This window comes from Stenotrophomonas lactitubi, from assembly GCF_002803515.1.
In the GTDB taxonomy this organism is placed as follows: Bacteria; Pseudomonadota; Gammaproteobacteria; order Xanthomonadales; family Xanthomonadaceae; genus Stenotrophomonas; species Stenotrophomonas lactitubi.
This window is the reverse complement of the sequence record NZ_PHQX01000001.1, coordinates 2,116,490-2,132,994: the sequence shown is the minus strand read 5'-3', so window position 1 is coordinate 2,132,994 and position 16,505 is coordinate 2,116,490. Positions and strand designations below refer to the sequence as shown.

Annotated in this window: 12 protein-coding genes; 6 read left to right on the top strand and 6 right to left on the bottom strand. The window is 65.7% G+C overall.

What is annotated here, in order from left to right; all coding sequences use genetic code 11:
- Positions 1-120: 120 nt before the first annotated feature.
- A complete protein-coding gene (gene betT, locus CR156_RS09995) occupies positions 121-2,100 on the top strand; it encodes a choline BCCT transporter BetT (RefSeq protein WP_099818721.1) in 1,980 nt (659 codons plus the stop codon).
- Between the two features lie 127 nt (positions 2,101-2,227).
- Here betT and CR156_RS09990 read toward each other — a convergent pair whose 3' ends face one another.
- Both CR156_RS09990 and CR156_RS09985 read right to left on the bottom strand, forming a co-directional pair.
- On the bottom strand, positions 2,228-4,849 hold the full coding sequence (locus CR156_RS09990; RefSeq protein WP_100552739.1) for a TonB-dependent receptor: 2,622 nt from the start codon (positions 4,847-4,849) through the stop codon (positions 2,228-2,230).
- A gap of 223 nt (positions 4,850-5,072) precedes the next feature.
- Entirely contained in the window at positions 5,073-6,050 is a 978-nt protein-coding gene (locus CR156_RS09985; protein WP_100552738.1) for a zinc-binding dehydrogenase, read from the bottom strand.
- A 481-nt stretch (positions 6,051-6,531) separates the two neighbouring features.
- Between CR156_RS09985 and CR156_RS09980 the strand changes: the two genes are divergently transcribed.
- From CR156_RS09980 to CR156_RS09965, 4 genes are all read left to right on the top strand, one after another.
- Complete coding sequence (locus tag CR156_RS09980) at positions 6,532-8,859, top strand: ribonucleoside-diphosphate reductase subunit alpha (RefSeq protein ID WP_243381964.1); 2,328 nt, start codon at positions 6,532-6,534, stop codon at positions 8,857-8,859.
- 108 nt (positions 8,860-8,967) lie between these two features.
- Positions 8,968-10,008: a ribonucleotide-diphosphate reductase subunit beta gene (locus tag CR156_RS09975; RefSeq protein WP_025878567.1), complete on the top strand. Its 1,041-nt coding sequence runs from the start codon at positions 8,968-8,970 to the stop codon at positions 10,006-10,008.
- Positions 10,009-10,033: 25 nt separating this feature from the next.
- Positions 10,034-10,501 (top strand): flavodoxin, encoded by a 468-nt coding sequence (locus tag CR156_RS09970; RefSeq protein WP_409349570.1) that lies wholly within the window; start codon positions 10,034-10,036, stop codon positions 10,499-10,501.
- The gene (locus CR156_RS09965) at positions 10,473-10,799 is read left to right on the top strand and encodes a thioredoxin family protein (protein WP_032975313.1); all 327 of its coding nucleotides are present in this window, start codon (positions 10,473-10,475) and stop codon (positions 10,797-10,799) included. The genes CR156_RS09970 and CR156_RS09965 overlap by 29 nt, the downstream gene beginning before the upstream one ends.
- 123 nt (positions 10,800-10,922) lie before the next feature.
- Here CR156_RS09965 and CR156_RS09960 read toward each other — a convergent pair whose 3' ends face one another.
- Positions 10,923-12,254 carry an Nramp family divalent metal transporter gene (locus CR156_RS09960; RefSeq protein WP_100465632.1) on the bottom strand — a complete coding sequence of 444 codons (1,332 nt, stop codon included), beginning with the start codon at positions 12,252-12,254 and terminating at the stop codon, positions 10,923-10,925.
- A gap of 116 nt (positions 12,255-12,370) precedes the next feature.
- On the opposite strand from CR156_RS09960, the gene mntR reads away from it, so the two are divergent.
- Positions 12,371-12,847, top strand: coding sequence for a manganese-binding transcriptional regulator MntR (gene mntR, locus CR156_RS09955; protein ID WP_100552735.1), 477 nt, complete (start codon positions 12,371-12,373; stop codon positions 12,845-12,847).
- 62 nt (positions 12,848-12,909) lie between these two features.
- On the opposite strand, the gene CR156_RS09950 is transcribed toward mntR, so the two are convergent.
- The 3 genes from CR156_RS09950 to fabR all read right to left on the bottom strand — a co-directional run bounded on the left by CR156_RS09950 (position 12,910) and on the right by fabR (position 16,460).
- A complete protein-coding gene (locus CR156_RS09950; RefSeq protein WP_100552734.1) occupies positions 12,910-13,458 on the bottom strand; it encodes a thioredoxin-like domain-containing protein in 549 nt (182 codons plus the stop codon).
- Positions 13,448-15,607 (bottom strand): TonB-dependent receptor plug domain-containing protein, encoded by a 2,160-nt coding sequence (locus CR156_RS09945; RefSeq protein WP_100552733.1) that lies wholly within the window; start codon positions 15,605-15,607, stop codon positions 13,448-13,450. The genes CR156_RS09950 and CR156_RS09945 overlap by 11 nt, the downstream gene beginning before the upstream one ends.
- A gap of 196 nt (positions 15,608-15,803) precedes the next feature.
- Entirely contained in the window at positions 15,804-16,460 is a 657-nt protein-coding gene (gene fabR / locus CR156_RS09940) for an HTH-type transcriptional repressor FabR (protein WP_033831321.1), read from the bottom strand.
- Positions 16,461-16,505: the final 45 nt, after the last annotated feature.

Genomic DNA, 16,505 nt, shown 5'->3' with positions numbered 1-16,505 from the left:
CGAGTAACACGGATGGGGGCAGGATCATGCCTGCGCGGTGCCACGACTTCATCCTGTGTCCACTGCTGTTCATCCAGAATCCGCCGGCTTACTTTCTGATCGATCCGGAGATGGCTGCCCATGGAAGCACTGGAGCCTCAACATCAGCCGGTGCGAACCCTGCGGCCCGTCTTCGCCTTCGCGGCGATCGTTGTCGTTGCCTTCGCACTGTTCGTCAGCCTGTTTCCACTCGGCGCCGGTCGCCTGCTGGTCAAGGCGCAGGACTGGGCCGCCCTCAACGTCGGCTGGTACTACCTGCTGGCGATGACCCTGTACCTGGTGTTCGTGGTCGGCGTGGCGTTGTCCAAGTACGGCGGTATCAAGCTCGGTGCCGACCATGACGAACCGGAGTTCAGCTACCTCTCCTGGGCCGGCATGCTGTTCGCTGCAGGCATCAGCATCACCCTGTTCTTCTTCTGCGTTTCCGAACCGCTGACCCACTACCTGCAGCCGCCACAGGGTGATGGCGCAGCGGGCGAAGCCGGTGCACGCCAGGCCATGCAGCTGCTGTTCCTGCACTGGGGCCTGCATGGCTGGGGCGTGTTCGCGCTGGCGGCGATGGCGATGGCCTATTTCGCCTACCGGCACAACCTGCCATTGGCCTTGCGCTCGGCGCTGTATCCCCTGATCGGCAAGCGCATCAACGGCCCGATCGGTTACACCGTCGACGCCTTGGGTATCGTCGCCACGGTGTTCGGCATCGGTGCGGACATGGGCTTCGGCGTGCTGCATCTCAACGCCGGCCTGTCGCACCTGTTCAATGTGCCGCACTCCAACCTGGTGCAGATCCTGCTGGTGGTGGCGATGATGGGCGCGGCCGTCGCAGTGGCGGTGTCCGGGGTGGAGAAGGGCGTGCGCTGGATGGCCAACATCAACATGCTGCTGGCGATCGCGCTGGTGCTGTTCATGCTGTGCGCCGGCCCCACCCAGTACCTGCTCAGTACGCTGATGCAGAACCTGGGCGATTACCTGGGCAGCGTGGTAGGCAAGAGTTTCGACGTGTACGCCTATGGTGGCCGTCCGGAATGGCTGGGCGGCTGGACGGTGTTCTACTGGGCCTGGTGGATCGGCTGGGCGCCGTTCGTCGGCCTGTTCATCGCGCGCATCTCGCGCGGCCGCACCATCCGCGAATTCGTGTTCGGCGTGCTGCTGATTCCGCTGGGTTTCACCCTGGCGTGGCTGTCGATCTTCGGCAACAGCGCGCTGGACCAGGTGCTGCACCATGGCCAGCAGCAGTTGGCGCAGCTGGCGGTGGATGATCCACCGACGGTGCTGTATGCGCTGCTGGATGGCTACCCGTGGAGCAAGGCGGTGATCGGGGTGACCGTGCTGGTCAGCTTCATCTTCTTCGTGACGTCCGCCGATTCCGGCGCGGTGGTGCTGTCCACGCTGTCCTCGCATGGCGGCGCGCCAGAGGACGATGGCCCGCGCTGGCTGCGTGTGTTCTGGGGCACGGTGATCGCGGTGCTGACCGCTGGCCTGCTGCTGGCCGGCAGCATCGATGCCTTGAAATCAGCGGTGGTGCTGGCATCGTTGCCGTTCTCGGCGGTGCTGCTGTTGATGATGTGGGGCCTGACCCGTGCCTTCAGTGACGAGTCGCACCGCAAGCGCGCGCAGCAGTTCAGGCCATCGCCGCTGATCGGCGATGATCGCCACCACCAGGGCTGGCGCCAGCGCCTGACCCAGGCCATGAACTTCCCGGTACGCGACCAGGTGTACCGCTTCATGGACGACACGGTGAAGCCGGCGATGGAGGCGGTGGCCGAGCAGCTGGGTGAGCAGGGCTGGGACGTGCAGACTCGCTTCGAAGCGGGCGACATGGAACTGTCGGTCAACCACGGCGAGCAGCAGGACTTCCTGTACCGGGTGATCCTCAGTGGCTACCTGACCCCGTCCTTCGCCGCGCAGCAGCTGCGCAACCAGCGCTACTACCGTGCCGAAGTACATCTGTACGAGGGCAGCCAGGATTACGACCTGGTCGGTTACAACCGCAAGCAGATCATCAACGACATCATCAGCCAGTACGAACGGCACCTGCAGTTCCTGCACCTGAGCCGTTGATGCCGCCACGCCGGGCATGGCCCGGCCTTCGGTGGGTGCGGACCGTTGGTCCGCACACTCCTGTAGAGCCGGCCGCTGGCCGGCAACGCGAACGGGGCGGCGCATCACCGCCGCCCCTGCTGTTCAATCAGAACCGGTAGCGCGCGCCCAGCGAAACGAACTGACCGCGCAGGTTGTACTGGCTGATGTCGAAGCCGCTGGAGCCGCCGGCCGGATCGAACGGCGGATCCTTGTCGGTCAGGTTCAGCACCGACAGTGACAGCGTGGTCTTCGGAATGCCCTCGTAGGCCACGTACAGGTCCAGCTGATGGTATGGCTTGACCTTGTCGCGCAGGCCCGGATTGCTGGTGGCGGTGGCCACGCGCTGGTCATAGCCGCTCACGTACTGCAGGCTCAGCGTGCTGCTCCAGTCACCCACCGCCCAGTTCAACGACGTGGTGCCGCGCGTGCGTGGCAGCGCGCCATGGCGGTTGTTGCCGGCGCCGTCATAGGGCGCCTGTCCAGCCACCAGCGGCTGCTTGAAGCTGAGCAGGTGGGTCCAGCTGCCAGCCACGGTGAAGTTGCCCCAGCCATCGGTGCGGAAAGTACGGTTCGCTTCCAGGTCGATGCCCGAGGTGGTCAGCTCGCCCTGGTTCGCGTACTGGTTGGTGATGATCTGGATGCGGCCCTGTGCATCGCGCTGCACGCGGCCGGGGAACAGGTCCGGGTTGTTGACGATGAACTGCGCGCTGTCCGGCTTGACCAGGTTGTCCTGCTCGATGCGGTACCAGTCCAGGCCGATGCTGGAATCGGCATCCGGTGACCACACCGCGCCGACATTGAGGTTGCGCGAGCGTTCGGCTTTCAGGTCCGGATTGCCGGTGCGCAGGTTGGTCACGCCACGGCTGCCACCGGGCTGCAGCGGATCGAACGGATCGACCACCGAGCCGTAGCTGATGGTCTGCCCCGGTGCGATCTCCGGCAGTGAAGGTGCTCGGAAGCCACGCGAGAACGAGCCGCGCAGCAGCAGGCTGTCCAGCGGCTGCCAGCGCAGCGCGAACTTCGGCGAGAACGCCTTGCCGAAGTCATCGTAGTGGTCACCGCGACCGGCCACCTGCAGCTCCAGCGTGCGGTGCAGCGGCACGCTGAACTCGGCATAGGCGGCACTGACCTGGCGTTCGCCGTCGACGATGTTGATCGCCGGGCGCAGCTCGGTACCGGACAGCACCTGCGCACTGGTGCGCGCGTCCAGCGATTCCTTGCGGAATTCCGCGCCCCAGGCGAAGCCGATCGCACCGGCCGGCAGTTCCCACAACGAGGTCGATGCCTTGATGTTGAGCGAATGCAGCTTGTACCAGCCCGGACGCTTGGTCTGCAGGCGCAGGTCGTCCAGTGCGCCCGGCGTGCTGGACGGATCGAGGAAGTTGTAGCTGCCATCGCGCAGGATCTGCTGGAAGGCGTAGCGGTCCACGAAGTTGTCCACGTACTCGCGCTGCGCGCTCTGCGAGGTCAGTGCGGCCACTTCCCAGTCCCAGCGTTCACCGGTGCCACGCACGCCGGCCAGGGCGCGGTAGAACACCTGGGTGTTGTCCTTCAGGCGCGGGCCGAGATCGAAGAAGGTGTATTCGAACGGCAGCGGCGCGCTGCCCGGATTGTTCGGATGGCCGACCGGCAGCACGGCGGCGATATCGGTCAACGTGCCGGTGGCGGGATTGTAGGCACGCAGGCCAGGGCCGACCGTCAGCGGCGCGCTGAAGATCTGGTCGGCCTTGTTGTGGCTGTACAGCACATCAGCGAAGGCTTCGATGCTGTCGTTGAAGCGGTAGGTCGCGCTCAACGACGCCTGCAGGCGCTCGGCGCCGGGCTGCAGGGTCTTGAATGGCTGCGCGTTGAAGGCGCAGGCCTGGCCGGGCAGGGTGCTGCCGAAGTCACTGTAGGGACGCAGCTCGCTGCCATCGGGGCAGGGCGAGAACGGCTGCGGCGCACGTGGATTGGACAGCCAGTTGCCACCGGCCGTGGACCAGCCGGCGAGGCGGCCACCGGGCTTGTCGCGGAAATCGCCGTCGCGGGTGTACGCGCGCTGGTCAGCATCGAGGCGGTCGCGCTTGAGCAGGTCCAGCCCGAACAGCACGTTCCAGCCCTGCTGCTCGAGGTCACCGAAGCCGGCCAGCAGGTTGGCCTTGCGCTCGTTCAAACCGCCGTGGGTGGCGGTGCCGAAGCCACCGCCGACTTCCACGCCCTGGAAATCACGGCGCAGGATGATGTTGATGACGCCGGCGATGGCGTCCGAGCCGTACACCGCCGAGGCGCCATCCTTCAGCACTTCGATGCGCTCGACCGCGCTGATCGGCAGCGCGTTGAGGTCGACGAAGGTGTCCTGGGTGTTGAGCGCGAAGCCGAAGTTGGCCACGCGGTAGCCGTTGACCAGCACCAGCGTGTTCTTCGGTGACAGGCCGCGCAGGCCGATCGACGCCGAGCCCGCAGCGAAGCTGCCGGTGTACTGTTCGTCGAAGCTGTTGCCGGCGTTGGCCGACAGGTTGCGCAGCACGTCGGTAAGGGTGGAGCGGCCGGTCTGCAGGATCTGCTCGCGGGTGACGATCTGCACCGGATTGGGGCCGGCGGTGTCGCTGCGCTTGATGTTCGAGCCGGTCACCAGCACGGTGCCGAGGGTGGTGCTGTCCTTGCCGGTATCGGCGGTTTCAGCGGCGCCGGCAGTGCCGGCGACGAGGGCCAGCGCGACCGCGCTGGAAAGCAGGGTGGTGCGATACATGGAAGCGACTACGCCAAACGGGGGAGGAGCCGTCAGTACCGCACGCGGGTCAGTGCGCCTTCCAATGACGAAAGCGCATTCAGTTATACATCACAGGTTCTTAACGAAAGTCACCGCCCTTGGCGGAGTGGCCTGTGCTCCGGTGGGTGCGGACCGTTGGTCCGCACGCCGGAGGGAAAGCAGCCGAGCATGGCTCGGCTCTACAGAAAGGTGTGCCAAGCCATCAAGGGCGCAGCAGCACCTTGCCATTGCGACCCGAGCCAGCACCGGCCTTTGCGGCCTGGGCGATGTCGTCCAGGGCGAAGATCCGCTCCACCGGCAAGGTCAGTTCACCGCCGGCCGCGCGCTTCAGCAGCTCGCCAACCAGCCTGCGCTTGTCTTCCACCGCCATCGCCTGGCTGACCTTGCTGCCCCAGAAGCCCTTCACCGTGGCTTCCTTGTAGATCAGGCCACCGGCGGGAATGCGCATCGGCTCGCCGCTCATCACGCCGAACGAGACCAGGGTGCCGTGGTGACCGAGCAGGTCGACCAGGTCGCCGCTGGCATCGCCACCGATGGAATCGACCGCAGCCGCGGCCTGTGCTTCGCCGGTGGCTTCGCGCACGCGGTCCTTCCAGCCGTCCACCGAGGTATCGAACACGTGATCGATGCCGAGCGCCTGCAGCTGCGCCACCGCTTCCGCGTTGCGCACCAGGTTGGCCACGTGCACGCCGCGCGCCTTTGCCAGCATCGCCAGCGACTTGCCGACGGCACCGTTGGCGGTGTTCTGCACGACCCACTGGCCCGGCTCGACGCGCAGGAACTCCAGCAGCATCAGCGCGCTCAGCGGCATCGCGATCAGCTGTGCGGCCATTTCGTCGGGGATCGACTCCGGCATCGGGATCACCATCCGCGCCGGCGCGATGAACGCTTCGGCCCAGGTGCCGTGCACCGAGGCAGCGGCAACACGCTGGCCGATCTGCAGGCCATCGACGCCCTCGCCGAGCGCATCGACCACGCCCAGTGCTTCGCTGCCACCGATGGCCGGCAACGTCGGCTTGTAGCCGTACAGGCCACGCACGGTCAGCAGGTCGTGGTTGTGGATCGAGGCGAGCACGGTGCGGATGCGCACCTCGCCGGGGCCGGGTTCGGGCAGTGCGGCGTCGGCAACGGCAAGGACGTCGGCCGGGTCGCCGAAGGAGGAGTACTGGGCAGCGCGCATGAGCGGTGTTCCGGAAAAGTTGATGTGATACCGAACTGGGGACGTGTGCGGCGTCAACAAGGTGATGGAGGTGCAACACGGCATCCTGCGACCGATGGTCGCGACATGACGTGATTACTGCATCTTGTGTTGACGACTCCGAACATCCCCACTATGTTGTGGCTGTCACTCCCGGTCAGCCGCCGCCGCCGGACATGCAGCAAACGTCCCGCGGCCCGCCCCTGAAGGCTTGCCGTGTCGACGCGGCCGCCATCGTGCGGACGCAGGTCGCCCCCACGGCCCGGATACCGGCCGCAGGCGCAGGCAGATGCCGACGACCTACGTTCCTGCACCCTGGCACTTCACCCGTTCGCTCCGCGCGCCGGTATCGCGTGCAGGGCCGCCATGGCATCGGGCGCCGACGCGCGTACGAGCCTGGAGTTCCACCACCATGACCGACAGTACCTTCCGCGTGGCCGACCTGGCCGGCGCCGGCGACGCCATGCGCGCCAGCGGCGAGCGCGTGCCGACCTGGATCACCAAGGAAGCCGGCAATCGTCGCCTGCCATACGATGCGGCACGCCTGCTGCGCAGCATCGACACGATCCATGCCGAGCTGCCACAGCTGGATGTGGCCGACTACCGCCGCGTGGTGCTGGCGATGGTCGAGCGCAAGCCCAGCATCAGCGCCGATGATCTGGTGGATCTGCTGATCCGCGAAGCGGAATCGCGCGTCGATCTTGTCGCGCCCGAGTGGGAACAGTTTGCCGCACGCCTGTACCTGCGCCGGCTGTACAAGCGTGCCAGCCGCAATCGCTTCTACGATGTCAGCCTGAAATACGGCTCCTACGTGGGCCTGCAGGAAAGCCTGGCCGACCGCGGCATCTACAGCAACGACATCCTGCGCTGCTATTCGAAGGAAGAACTGCAGCAGGCCGGCGAGATGATCGACCCCGAGCGCGATCGTCTGTTCGCCTACAACGGCCTGTACCTGCTGGCCACGCGCTATCTGGCCACCGATCGCAGCCGCGAGGTGTATGAACTGCCGCAGGAACGCTGGCTGACCATCGCCCTGTACCTGATGCAGAACGAGGGCGGGCCGGGTGAGAACGGCCGCGTGCGGCGCATGCAGCTGGTGGGCGAGGCTTACTGGGCACTGTCCAACCTGTACATGACGGTGGCCACGCCGACCCTGGCCAACGCCGGCAAGGTCGGCGGCCAGCTGTCGAGCTGCTTCATCGATACCGTCGATGACAGCCTGCAGGGCATCTATGACTCCAACACCGATATTGCCCGCGTGTCCAAGCACGGCGGCGGTGTGGGTGCGTACCTGGGGTACGTGCGCAGCAGTGGTGCGCCGATCCGCGGCGTGCCCAACTCGTCCGGCGGCGTCGTGCCGTGGATCAAGCAGCTCAACAACACCGCGGTGTCGGTCGACCAGCTCGGCCAGCGCAAGGGCGCGGTGGCGGTGTACCTGGACATCTGGCATCGCGACATCGAAGCCTTCATGGACCTGCGCCTGAACAACGGCGACCAGCGCCTGCGCGCGCACGATGTGTTCACCGCGATCTGCGTGCCCGATCTGTTCATGGAGGCCGTCGAGCGCCGTGCCGACTGGTACCTGTTCGATCCGCACGAGGTGAAGCAGGCCAAGGGCTGGTACCTGCAGGACTTCTACGACGAGAAGCGCGGGCAGGGCAGCTTCCGCGACCGCTACGCCGAACTGGTGGCAGACGAACGCATCAGCCGCCGCACGGTGAAGGCGATCGACCTGTTCAAGCGGATCATGCTCAGCCAGCTGGAAACCGGTAACCCGTTCCTGTTCTACCGCGACGAAGTGAACCGGAAGAACCCGAACAAGCACGCGGGCATGGTCTATTCCAGCAACCTGTGCACCGAGATCCTGCAGAACATGAGCCCGACGCGGATGATCCAGGAGATCGTCAGCGGCGACCAGATCGTCACCACCCGTCGTGCCGGTGACTTCGTGGTCTGCAACCTGTCATCGATCAACCTCGGCCGTGCCATCACCGCCCCCGAGGATCTGCTGGCCACGGATGTGCTGGAGCGGTTGATTCCGATCCAGGTGCGCATGCTCGACAACGTGATCGATCTCAATGCGCTGCCGGTGCCGCAGGCCACCATCACCAACCGCAAGTACCGCGCCATCGGCCTGGGCACGTTCGGCTGGCACCACCTGCTGGCACAGCAGGCGATCCACTGGGAATCGCCCGAGGCCGAGGAACTGTCCGATCGCCTGTTCGAACGCATCAACTTCCTGACCATCCAGGCCAGCGCGCAGCTGGCCAAGGAGAAGGGCAGCTACCCGATGTTCGCCGGCAGCGACTGGCACAACGGCAACTATTTCCGTGACCGCGATTACAGCGGCGCTGCCTGGGAAAGTCTTGCGCGCGAGGTGGCGAGCAGCGGCCTGCGCAACGGCTGGCTGCTGGCAGTGGCACCGAACATGAGCACCGCACAGATCGCGGGTTCCACCGCGTCGATCGATCCGATCTACAGCGCGTTCTACTACGAGGAAAAGAAGGACTTCCGGCGGCCGGTGGCTGCACCCGGGCTGTCGCTGGATACCTGGCCGTACTACGAGAAGGGCGCCTACAAGGTCGACCAGTTCGCCAGTGTGCGGCAGAACGCGCGCCGCCAGCGCCATGTGGACCAGTCGATCAGCTTCAACCTCTACGTGCCGAGCACGATCCGCGCCAGCACGCTGCTGGAGCTGCACCTGAGTGCCTGGCGGGAAGGGCTGAAGACCACCTACTACGTGCGCTCCAACGACATCGACATCAGCGAATGCGAGTGGTGCTCGAGCTGACCGCTGCGCCCCAGCCGCGGTAGCGCCGGGCCATGCCCGGCGAGCGCACCGCGCGGCCACCGTAAATTCCGCCGGGCATGGCCCGGCGCTACCTCTGCAGGAACGACCATGGCAACCCCCCTCGACCGCATCAAGATCCTCGAACCGCGCCACCCCAACCGCAGCACCGGCATCATCAACGGCCGCACCAGCGGCATCCTGAACTGGAACGACATTCCCTACCCGTCGTTCTATCGCGCCTACAAGGAGCTGTCGACCAACTTCTGGATCCCCGACGAGGTGGACATGAAGGTGGATGCACGCCAGTACGGCGAGCTCAATGCGCGCGAGAAGAATGCCTACGATTCCATCATCGGCCTGCTGGCCACGCTGGATTCGCCGCAGACGCGCTTCATCTACAACGTCGCCGAATACATCACCGACCCAGCCGCGCACGCCAACGCGGCGATCATCGGTCAGCAGGAAGTGATCCACAACGAGAGCTACAGCTACGTGCTGGCCTCGATCACCGATCTTCCCAACCAGAACCGCATCTTCGAGATCGCCCGCACCCACCCGACCATCATCAAGCGCAACGCGCCGATCATGGGGGCGTATGACGATTTCATGCGCGAGAAGACCGCCGAAACCCTGCTGAAGTCGCTGATCCAGTCCTCGATCCTGGAAGGCATCAACTTCTATTCCGGTTTCGCGTACTTCTACAACATGGTGCGGCAGAACCGCATGAACGGCACCGGCAAGATCATCAGCTTCATCAACCGTGACGAACTGGCCCACACCAAGTTCATCAGCGAGCTGATCCGCGCCATCATCGGCGAGAACCCGGAGCTGCAGACCAACGAGCTGACCGCCTACGTGCACCAGTCGTTCGAACATGCCATCGAACTGGAAACCCAATGGTCGGCGGAGGTGCTGGACGGCATCGACGGTATCGACGTGGATGAGATGGTGCGCTACGTGAAGTACCGCGCCAACAAGATGGCCGGCATGCTCGGCATCGAGCGCCTGTACAGCGACACCACCGACAACGTGATGCCGTGGATCAAGGCCTACGCCGACAACTTCACCGAGACCAAGACCGACTTCTTCGAGATGCGCAATGCAAGCTACAAGAAGACCAACGTCGACAACGGCTTCGACGACCTCTGAGCGCGGCCCGGCGCTGCGCATCCTGATCGTGGTGGCGTCGCTCAGTGGCAACACCCGCGAGCTCGGCCGCCACATCGCCGAGCGTTGCCGGGCCACAGGCCACGCCGTGCACTGGCAGGACGCCGACGACCCGCGCCAGTGCCCGCCGCTGCCGGTGGACGAGGCCGACCTGGTGCTGCTGGGTTGCTGGACCGACAACGCCGGGCGCACGCCGTCGGAGATGAAGGCGTGGGTAGCAGGTATCGCCGAACGCGGCCAGCGACCGCGCCAGGTGGCGGTGTTCGGTACGGGCGAAACGCAGTGGGGGCAGGAGTACTACTGCGGTGCGGTGCACCGGCTGATCCGCTATTTCCACAGCGGCTATCCGCCGCTGGAGATCGAACAGATGCCACATGGCCGTCGGCATGCCACGGCCATCAACAGCTGGACCGACGCGGTCCTGGATCATTACTGGAGTACCACCGATGCAGATCATCGACGCCACCACGCCTGAGCAGTTCCAGCAGTTGCTGGCCGACCATCCGCGCGTGCTGGTGGACTTCCACAAGGACCAGTGCCCGGGTTGCCGGATGCTGGACATGTCGCTGCAGCGGGTGGCCAGCGGCACTGCAGGGCAGGGCACGACCCTGCTGCGGGTGCAGCTGGAGGTGGTGGGCGAGGCGTTCTTCCGCGAGCTGGGCCTGCGGCAGACCCCCACGCTGTCGCTGTTCCTGGACGGTGACGAGCGCATGCGCATGCCGGGTTTCCAGTCGCCGCAGCAGATCGAAGCGGCAATCGCGGAGTTCCTGTAGCCCAGGATCAGGGTCGGATCCCTCGCCGCAGGCTAGGGCTCTGACCCCACTTCGACGCATGGCTTCGATCATCGGGGTCAGAGCCCTTGCCTGTGGCAAGGGATCCGAGCCCGGGCGCGCGGATCAACCGCCAGCGAACGTATCCACCAGCAGCTTCACGTTCAGCACCACGATCACCAGCGCGATCACCCAGGCGATGCCGCCCAGCCAGCGCGGCGCCACCAGCGCGCCCATCGTCACCTTGTCGGTGACGATCCGCACCAGCGGGATGATCGCGAACGGCAGCTGCATCGACAGCACCACCTGGCTCAGCACCAGCAGCTTTACCGCGCCCTGGTCGCCGAACAGCATGATCACCACCACCACGGGGATGATGGCCAGCGCGCGGGTGATCAAGCGCCGCAGCCACGGCGGCAGGCGCAGGCGCAGGAACCCTTCCATCACGATCTGCCCGGCCAGTGTCGCCGTCACGGTGGAGTTCAAGCCGGAAGCAAGCAGCGCCACGGCGAACAATGTCGAGGCAAGGCCCACGCCCAGCATCGGCGCCAGCAACTGGTGCGCCTGCTCGATGTCTTCCACATCGAAGCGGCCATTGGCATGGAACACCGACGCCGCCAGGATCAGGATGCTGGCGTTGATGAACAGCGCCAGGGTCAGGGCAACGGTGCTGTCGGTGACTGCCCAGCGCAGCGCGCTGCGACGGCCTTCATCGGTGCGTGGATAGGCACGGGTCTGCACGATGGAAGAGTGCAGGTACAGGTTGTGCGGCATCACCGTGGCACCGATGATGCCGATGGCGATGTACAGCGCATGCGGATCCGTGACCACCTGCGCGCGCGGAATGAAACCGCCCAGCACCTGCATCACCGGCGGCGCGGCCAGCGCGATCTGCACCATGAAGCAGCCGAAGATCACCAGCAGCAGCGCGATCACGAAGGCTTCCAGCGCGCGGAAACCACGGTTCATCAGCAGCAGCACCAGCAGCGTGTCCAGCGCGGTGATCACCGCGCCCCACAGCAACGGCAGGTCGAACAACAGTTTCAAGGCAATGGCCGTGCCGATCACTTCGGCCAGGTCGCAGGCGATGATCGCCGCTTCGCACAGCGCCCACAGCGCCAGGTTCACCGGCTTGGGGTAGCGCGCACGGCAGGCCTGCGCCAGGTCCATGCCGGTGGCGATGCCCAGCCGTGCCGACAACGCCTGCAGGATCACTGCCATCAGGTTGGAGATCAGGATGACCGACAGCAGCAGGTAGCCGAAGCGCGAGCCGCCTGCCAGATCGGTGGCCCAGTTGCCCGGGTCCATGTAACCGACCGACACCATGTAGCCCGGGCCAAGGAAGGCCAGCAGCCGGAACCACCAATGGCCTTTGTCAGGTACGGCAATCGAAGCGTTGAGCGCACCCAGGCTGGCCGGAGTGGAGGCGGCAGAATCGGTGGGTGCGACGGTGTTCATGACTGCCAATATAGCCACTGCTATATCGCATAGCAATGTGAAACAATCGTCTTTACTGCGTCACTGGTCCAGAATTCAGGTTCGCACCCGATGACAACTGCAGGACAGGCACACGCGTGGGCAAGACGGACGATTCGACATCGCTGAAAAGCACCCCCTTGATCGAGGCCGAGCGCCAGGTCGAGAGCTTCCGGCAAGTGCGCGAGGCACACCGGATGGAACTGGTGGAGGACTATGTCGAGCTGATCTCCGACCTGTTGGCCGACGGCGGCGAGGCCCGCCAGGTCGACATCGCTACCCGTCTCGGCGTGGCCCAGCCGACCGTGGCGAAGATGCTGCGCCGGCTGGCCCGTGACGGTTGGGTGGTGCAGCGCCCATACCGCGGCGTGTTCCTGACCCCGGAGGGCGAGGCGTTGGCCCATGCCAGCCGCCAGCGCCACCAGACCGTGGAACGCTTCCTGCTGGCGCTGGGCGTGGACCCGGATACCGCGCGGCGTGATGCCGAAGGCATCGAGCACCACGTCAGTGAACAGACACTGGCTCTGTTCGACGAATTCGTACGCAAGGCCGAGGGCGGTTCCGCCGAACGGTAGCGCCGGGCCATGCCCGGCGGGCGCGTTGCCGCATTACGTATTTCGCCGGGCATGGCCCGGCGCTACCGGAGTTGAACGCCGCCAGTGGGGCAGCGCGCCTGCTGTTGCGCACACGCCTGCTTCCGCCATTCCTGCAATACCGGTTGCAGCCCGCTGTAGCGCCGCCCCTGCCAGCCATTGGCCAGCACCGTGCCCTGCGCATCGATCAGCACCAGGTTGGGCGGGGCCGGGCCCGCCAATGCCTGCAGTGACGGCATGCGCTTCGCGCGACGCGGGTCCAGCACCGGCCACGGCATGTCCTGCAGCTGCATGTAGCGCCGCAACGCCGCCTCGCTTTCATCCAGGCTGACATACACCACTTCGGTATCGGCGCCGGCCTCGCGCAGCGCGTCGCGCACGCCGCGCAGGGTCGGCACGAAGGCGTGGCAGGGCGCGCACCAGTCGGCACCGAAGTACAGTGCGATCAGCTTCGGCGGTGGCGACCACTGCACCGGCCGCAGGGAACGTGGCTCGGGCCGCATCAGCGACGCGGAGACCTGCGCGTGCAGGTCGGCCGCCGCGGCAGGCCATGCCAGTGCCAGCAGCAGTGCGGGCAGCCAGCTAGAACGCATAACGCAGGTTCACGTACCACGAGCGGGCGAAACGCGGACCGTACACGTAGTCGCTGTCGCGCAGCGCGCCGCTTTCCAGATCCTTCTGCCGTTGGTCGAACACGTTCTTGACCCCGGCCGCCACCGACACTTCCTGCTGTGCCTGCGCGCCCAGATGGCGATGCCAGCGCGCGCCGAGATCGGTGACCAGGAACGCGCGGGTGCGGTGCAGTTCGCCCAGCCGGTTGTTGAGCACCGGCATCGATCCGGTGTGGCGCAGCGCCAGGAACGTCTCCCAGGGTTCGGCCGGCATCCAGCTGAGCTGGGCCACGCCGGTCCAGCGCGGCGTCTTCAGGTAGTCGCGGCTGTCGATCACCGTATCGCCTCCGTCGGCGGTGTCATCGAAGATGCGTTGCGGCTCGCGGAACTGCGAGCGGTACCACGACGCACCGGCAGTCAGCCGCCATTGCGGTGAGGGCTGCCAGCCGACGTTGGTTTCCATGCCCAGTACGTTCGAGCCGGACGCGTTGTAGCGCAGCTGTGTCAGCTGGCCATCATCGCCGCGCTGGATCTCGCCCAGCGCGAAGGTGTCACGGATGCGTGCGTAGGACGCAGTGGCATCCCAGCTCCATACCGGGTCGGCCGGGTCGGAGCGCCAGTCGAATCCGAACAGGGTGGTCAGCGCGCGCTCCTCCTTCAGGCCACGGGTGTTGCGCACGCGCACCTGTTCGCCACCGAGGGTATCGACGTGGACATCCTCGACGAAGATTTCCGGCGCACGGAAGCCGGTGGCGATGCCCGCACGCCATTTCAGCCGGGGAGTCGCCTGCCAGGCGAGGGCAATACGCGGCGAGAACACGGCGCTGTCCAGTTCCGAACTCTTGTCCACGCGCGCACCCAGCACCAGGTCGATGTCATCGCGTACGCTCCATTCGTCCTGCACGAACGCGCCGAGGTTGTGGAACGTCGCATCCTCGAGCACGGCCAGGCGCTGGCCGGCGCCATCGCGGTTGTCGTCACGCAGGCCCTCATGCTTGTACTGCACGCCGAACGCGAGCGTGTGTGCACCCAACCGCCAGTTCAACTGGCTGTCGATGTACTGCAGCGGGTTGTGGGTGCGCCCGTACTGGCGCCACGAGCGTGATGCGGCACTGCCGGGCACGTTCGGGTCCAGCTGCGAAGGATCGTAGCCGGGCGCCGACGGATCGGTGACCACATCGCCAAGACCGCCATAGAAGCTGTCGCGGTCGATGTCAGCGAAGGCGTAGGCCAGACGGAAGTCGACGTCGCTGTTCACTTCCTGGTCCCATGACAGGCTGCCGCGACGGTAGTTCGTATCCAGCGATTCGGCGATGTTGGCCAGGTGTTCGGGCTGGTCGAGGCGGTTGCCACCGCGACGGCTCTCATCGGTCACCTGCAGGTCCAGCCGCAGGCGCGTGCCCGGATTCGGCGCATACCAGGCCTGTAGGCCACCCACCTTGAGGTTCTTGCGGGTGATCTCGGTATAGCCGTCGCCGTTGTAGTCGATGCCGCTGTTCCAGTTGCGCTGGGCGATCACCGACAGTCCGGCGTCGGCTTCGCTGGCGACCAGATCCAGACGGACGTCGGCGTTTTTCTGCGGCGTGCCCTTCAGCACATCCACGCCGGCCTGCACATGGCCGCCGCTGCGTGCAGGCAGCGGCGGAATCAGATTGATGACACCGGCCACCGCGCCCGGCCCGTACAGCGACGAACCACCGCCCTTGACCACTTCGATGCGGTCGACGAAGCCGGCGGGAATCTGTTCCAGCCCGTACACGCTGCCCAGCGTGGACAGCAGTGGAATGCCATCAAACAGCAACTGGTTGTAGGCACCGGGAAGGCCCAGCAGCTGCACCTCGCTGGTGTTGCAGTTCTGGCAGTTGCTTTCCACCCGCAGGCCGTTGATCAGCTCCACCGCGCGAGAAAAATCGGTGGCTGCGCGCAGTGCGATGTCTTCCTTGCGCAGTACTTCGGTGCGGATCGGTACGTCCGACAGCAGGCGTTCGCTGCGGGTGGCGGTGCTGACTTTCACCTGCACCCGGTCCAGCTCGGTAGGAGAGGGCGGTGCAGCGACTGCGGCCAGTGGCAGGGCGGCGGCGATACCGGCAGCCAGCGGCAGCCGGCGAAGAAGGGAGGCAGCAATGCGCATGAGGGCGTCGTCCTTGGGGAGGGAGGGCGGCGAGGGCGACCTGGCTGGCGCACATGAAAGCAGAAGGTCATCAATATAGCAATTGCTATATTACCGTTTCAGCTCGCGGCGGGACCGTGGTCTTTACTCGAATTCGAGTGTTATAACATTACACAATGCGCACGGAAGCGTGCCGGTGGTCATGCCCCGGAAGGGGTCAGCCGCGACGGAAGGCGGCGGGAGTGCGCGCGCCGACGATGATCATGCGGATCATCGTGGAGATCTGTTCGACCAGTTCCGGGTCGTTCTCCGGGGGCTGGTCCATGGCCGAAGCGCCCATTGCAAACACCAGTCGGGTGATCGCCATCGACACCAGTTCCGGCTTGTACAGCACCGCGCCATCCAGTGCGGCCAAGCGCACCAGATCGTGCTGCAGCTCTTCTTCGAAGTAGTGCAGTTCGCGTTCGACCGCGTGCTTGAAATCGTCCGAGCCGACCGCGCCTTCGCGCAACAGCACGTGCAGCAGCTTGTCGTCGGCGCGCAGCTGTTCCATGAAGGTTTCCACCGATACGCGCACCACGCTGGTGGCGCTGGACGTAGCGCGCTGACGGGCTTCGCCGATGATGGTGCGCAGTGAGCGCCCGGCCACATCGATCAGGGCGACGGCCAGTTCGTCCATGTCGCGGAACTGGCGATAGAAGCTGTTGGGTGCGATGCCGGCCTCGCGCGCGACTTCGCGCAGGCTGAGGGTGGACAGGCTGCGATGCGGGCCGATCAGTTTCAACGCGGCGGCCAACAGATCCTCGCGGCTCACCGTACGGCGGGCCGGGCTGTTGGCATCTTCAGGCGGAGACAGAACGGTGGCGGCGGCCATGGCACTTCCGGTGGGGCAAGGCTGAATCATACCCAATCCGGTGCA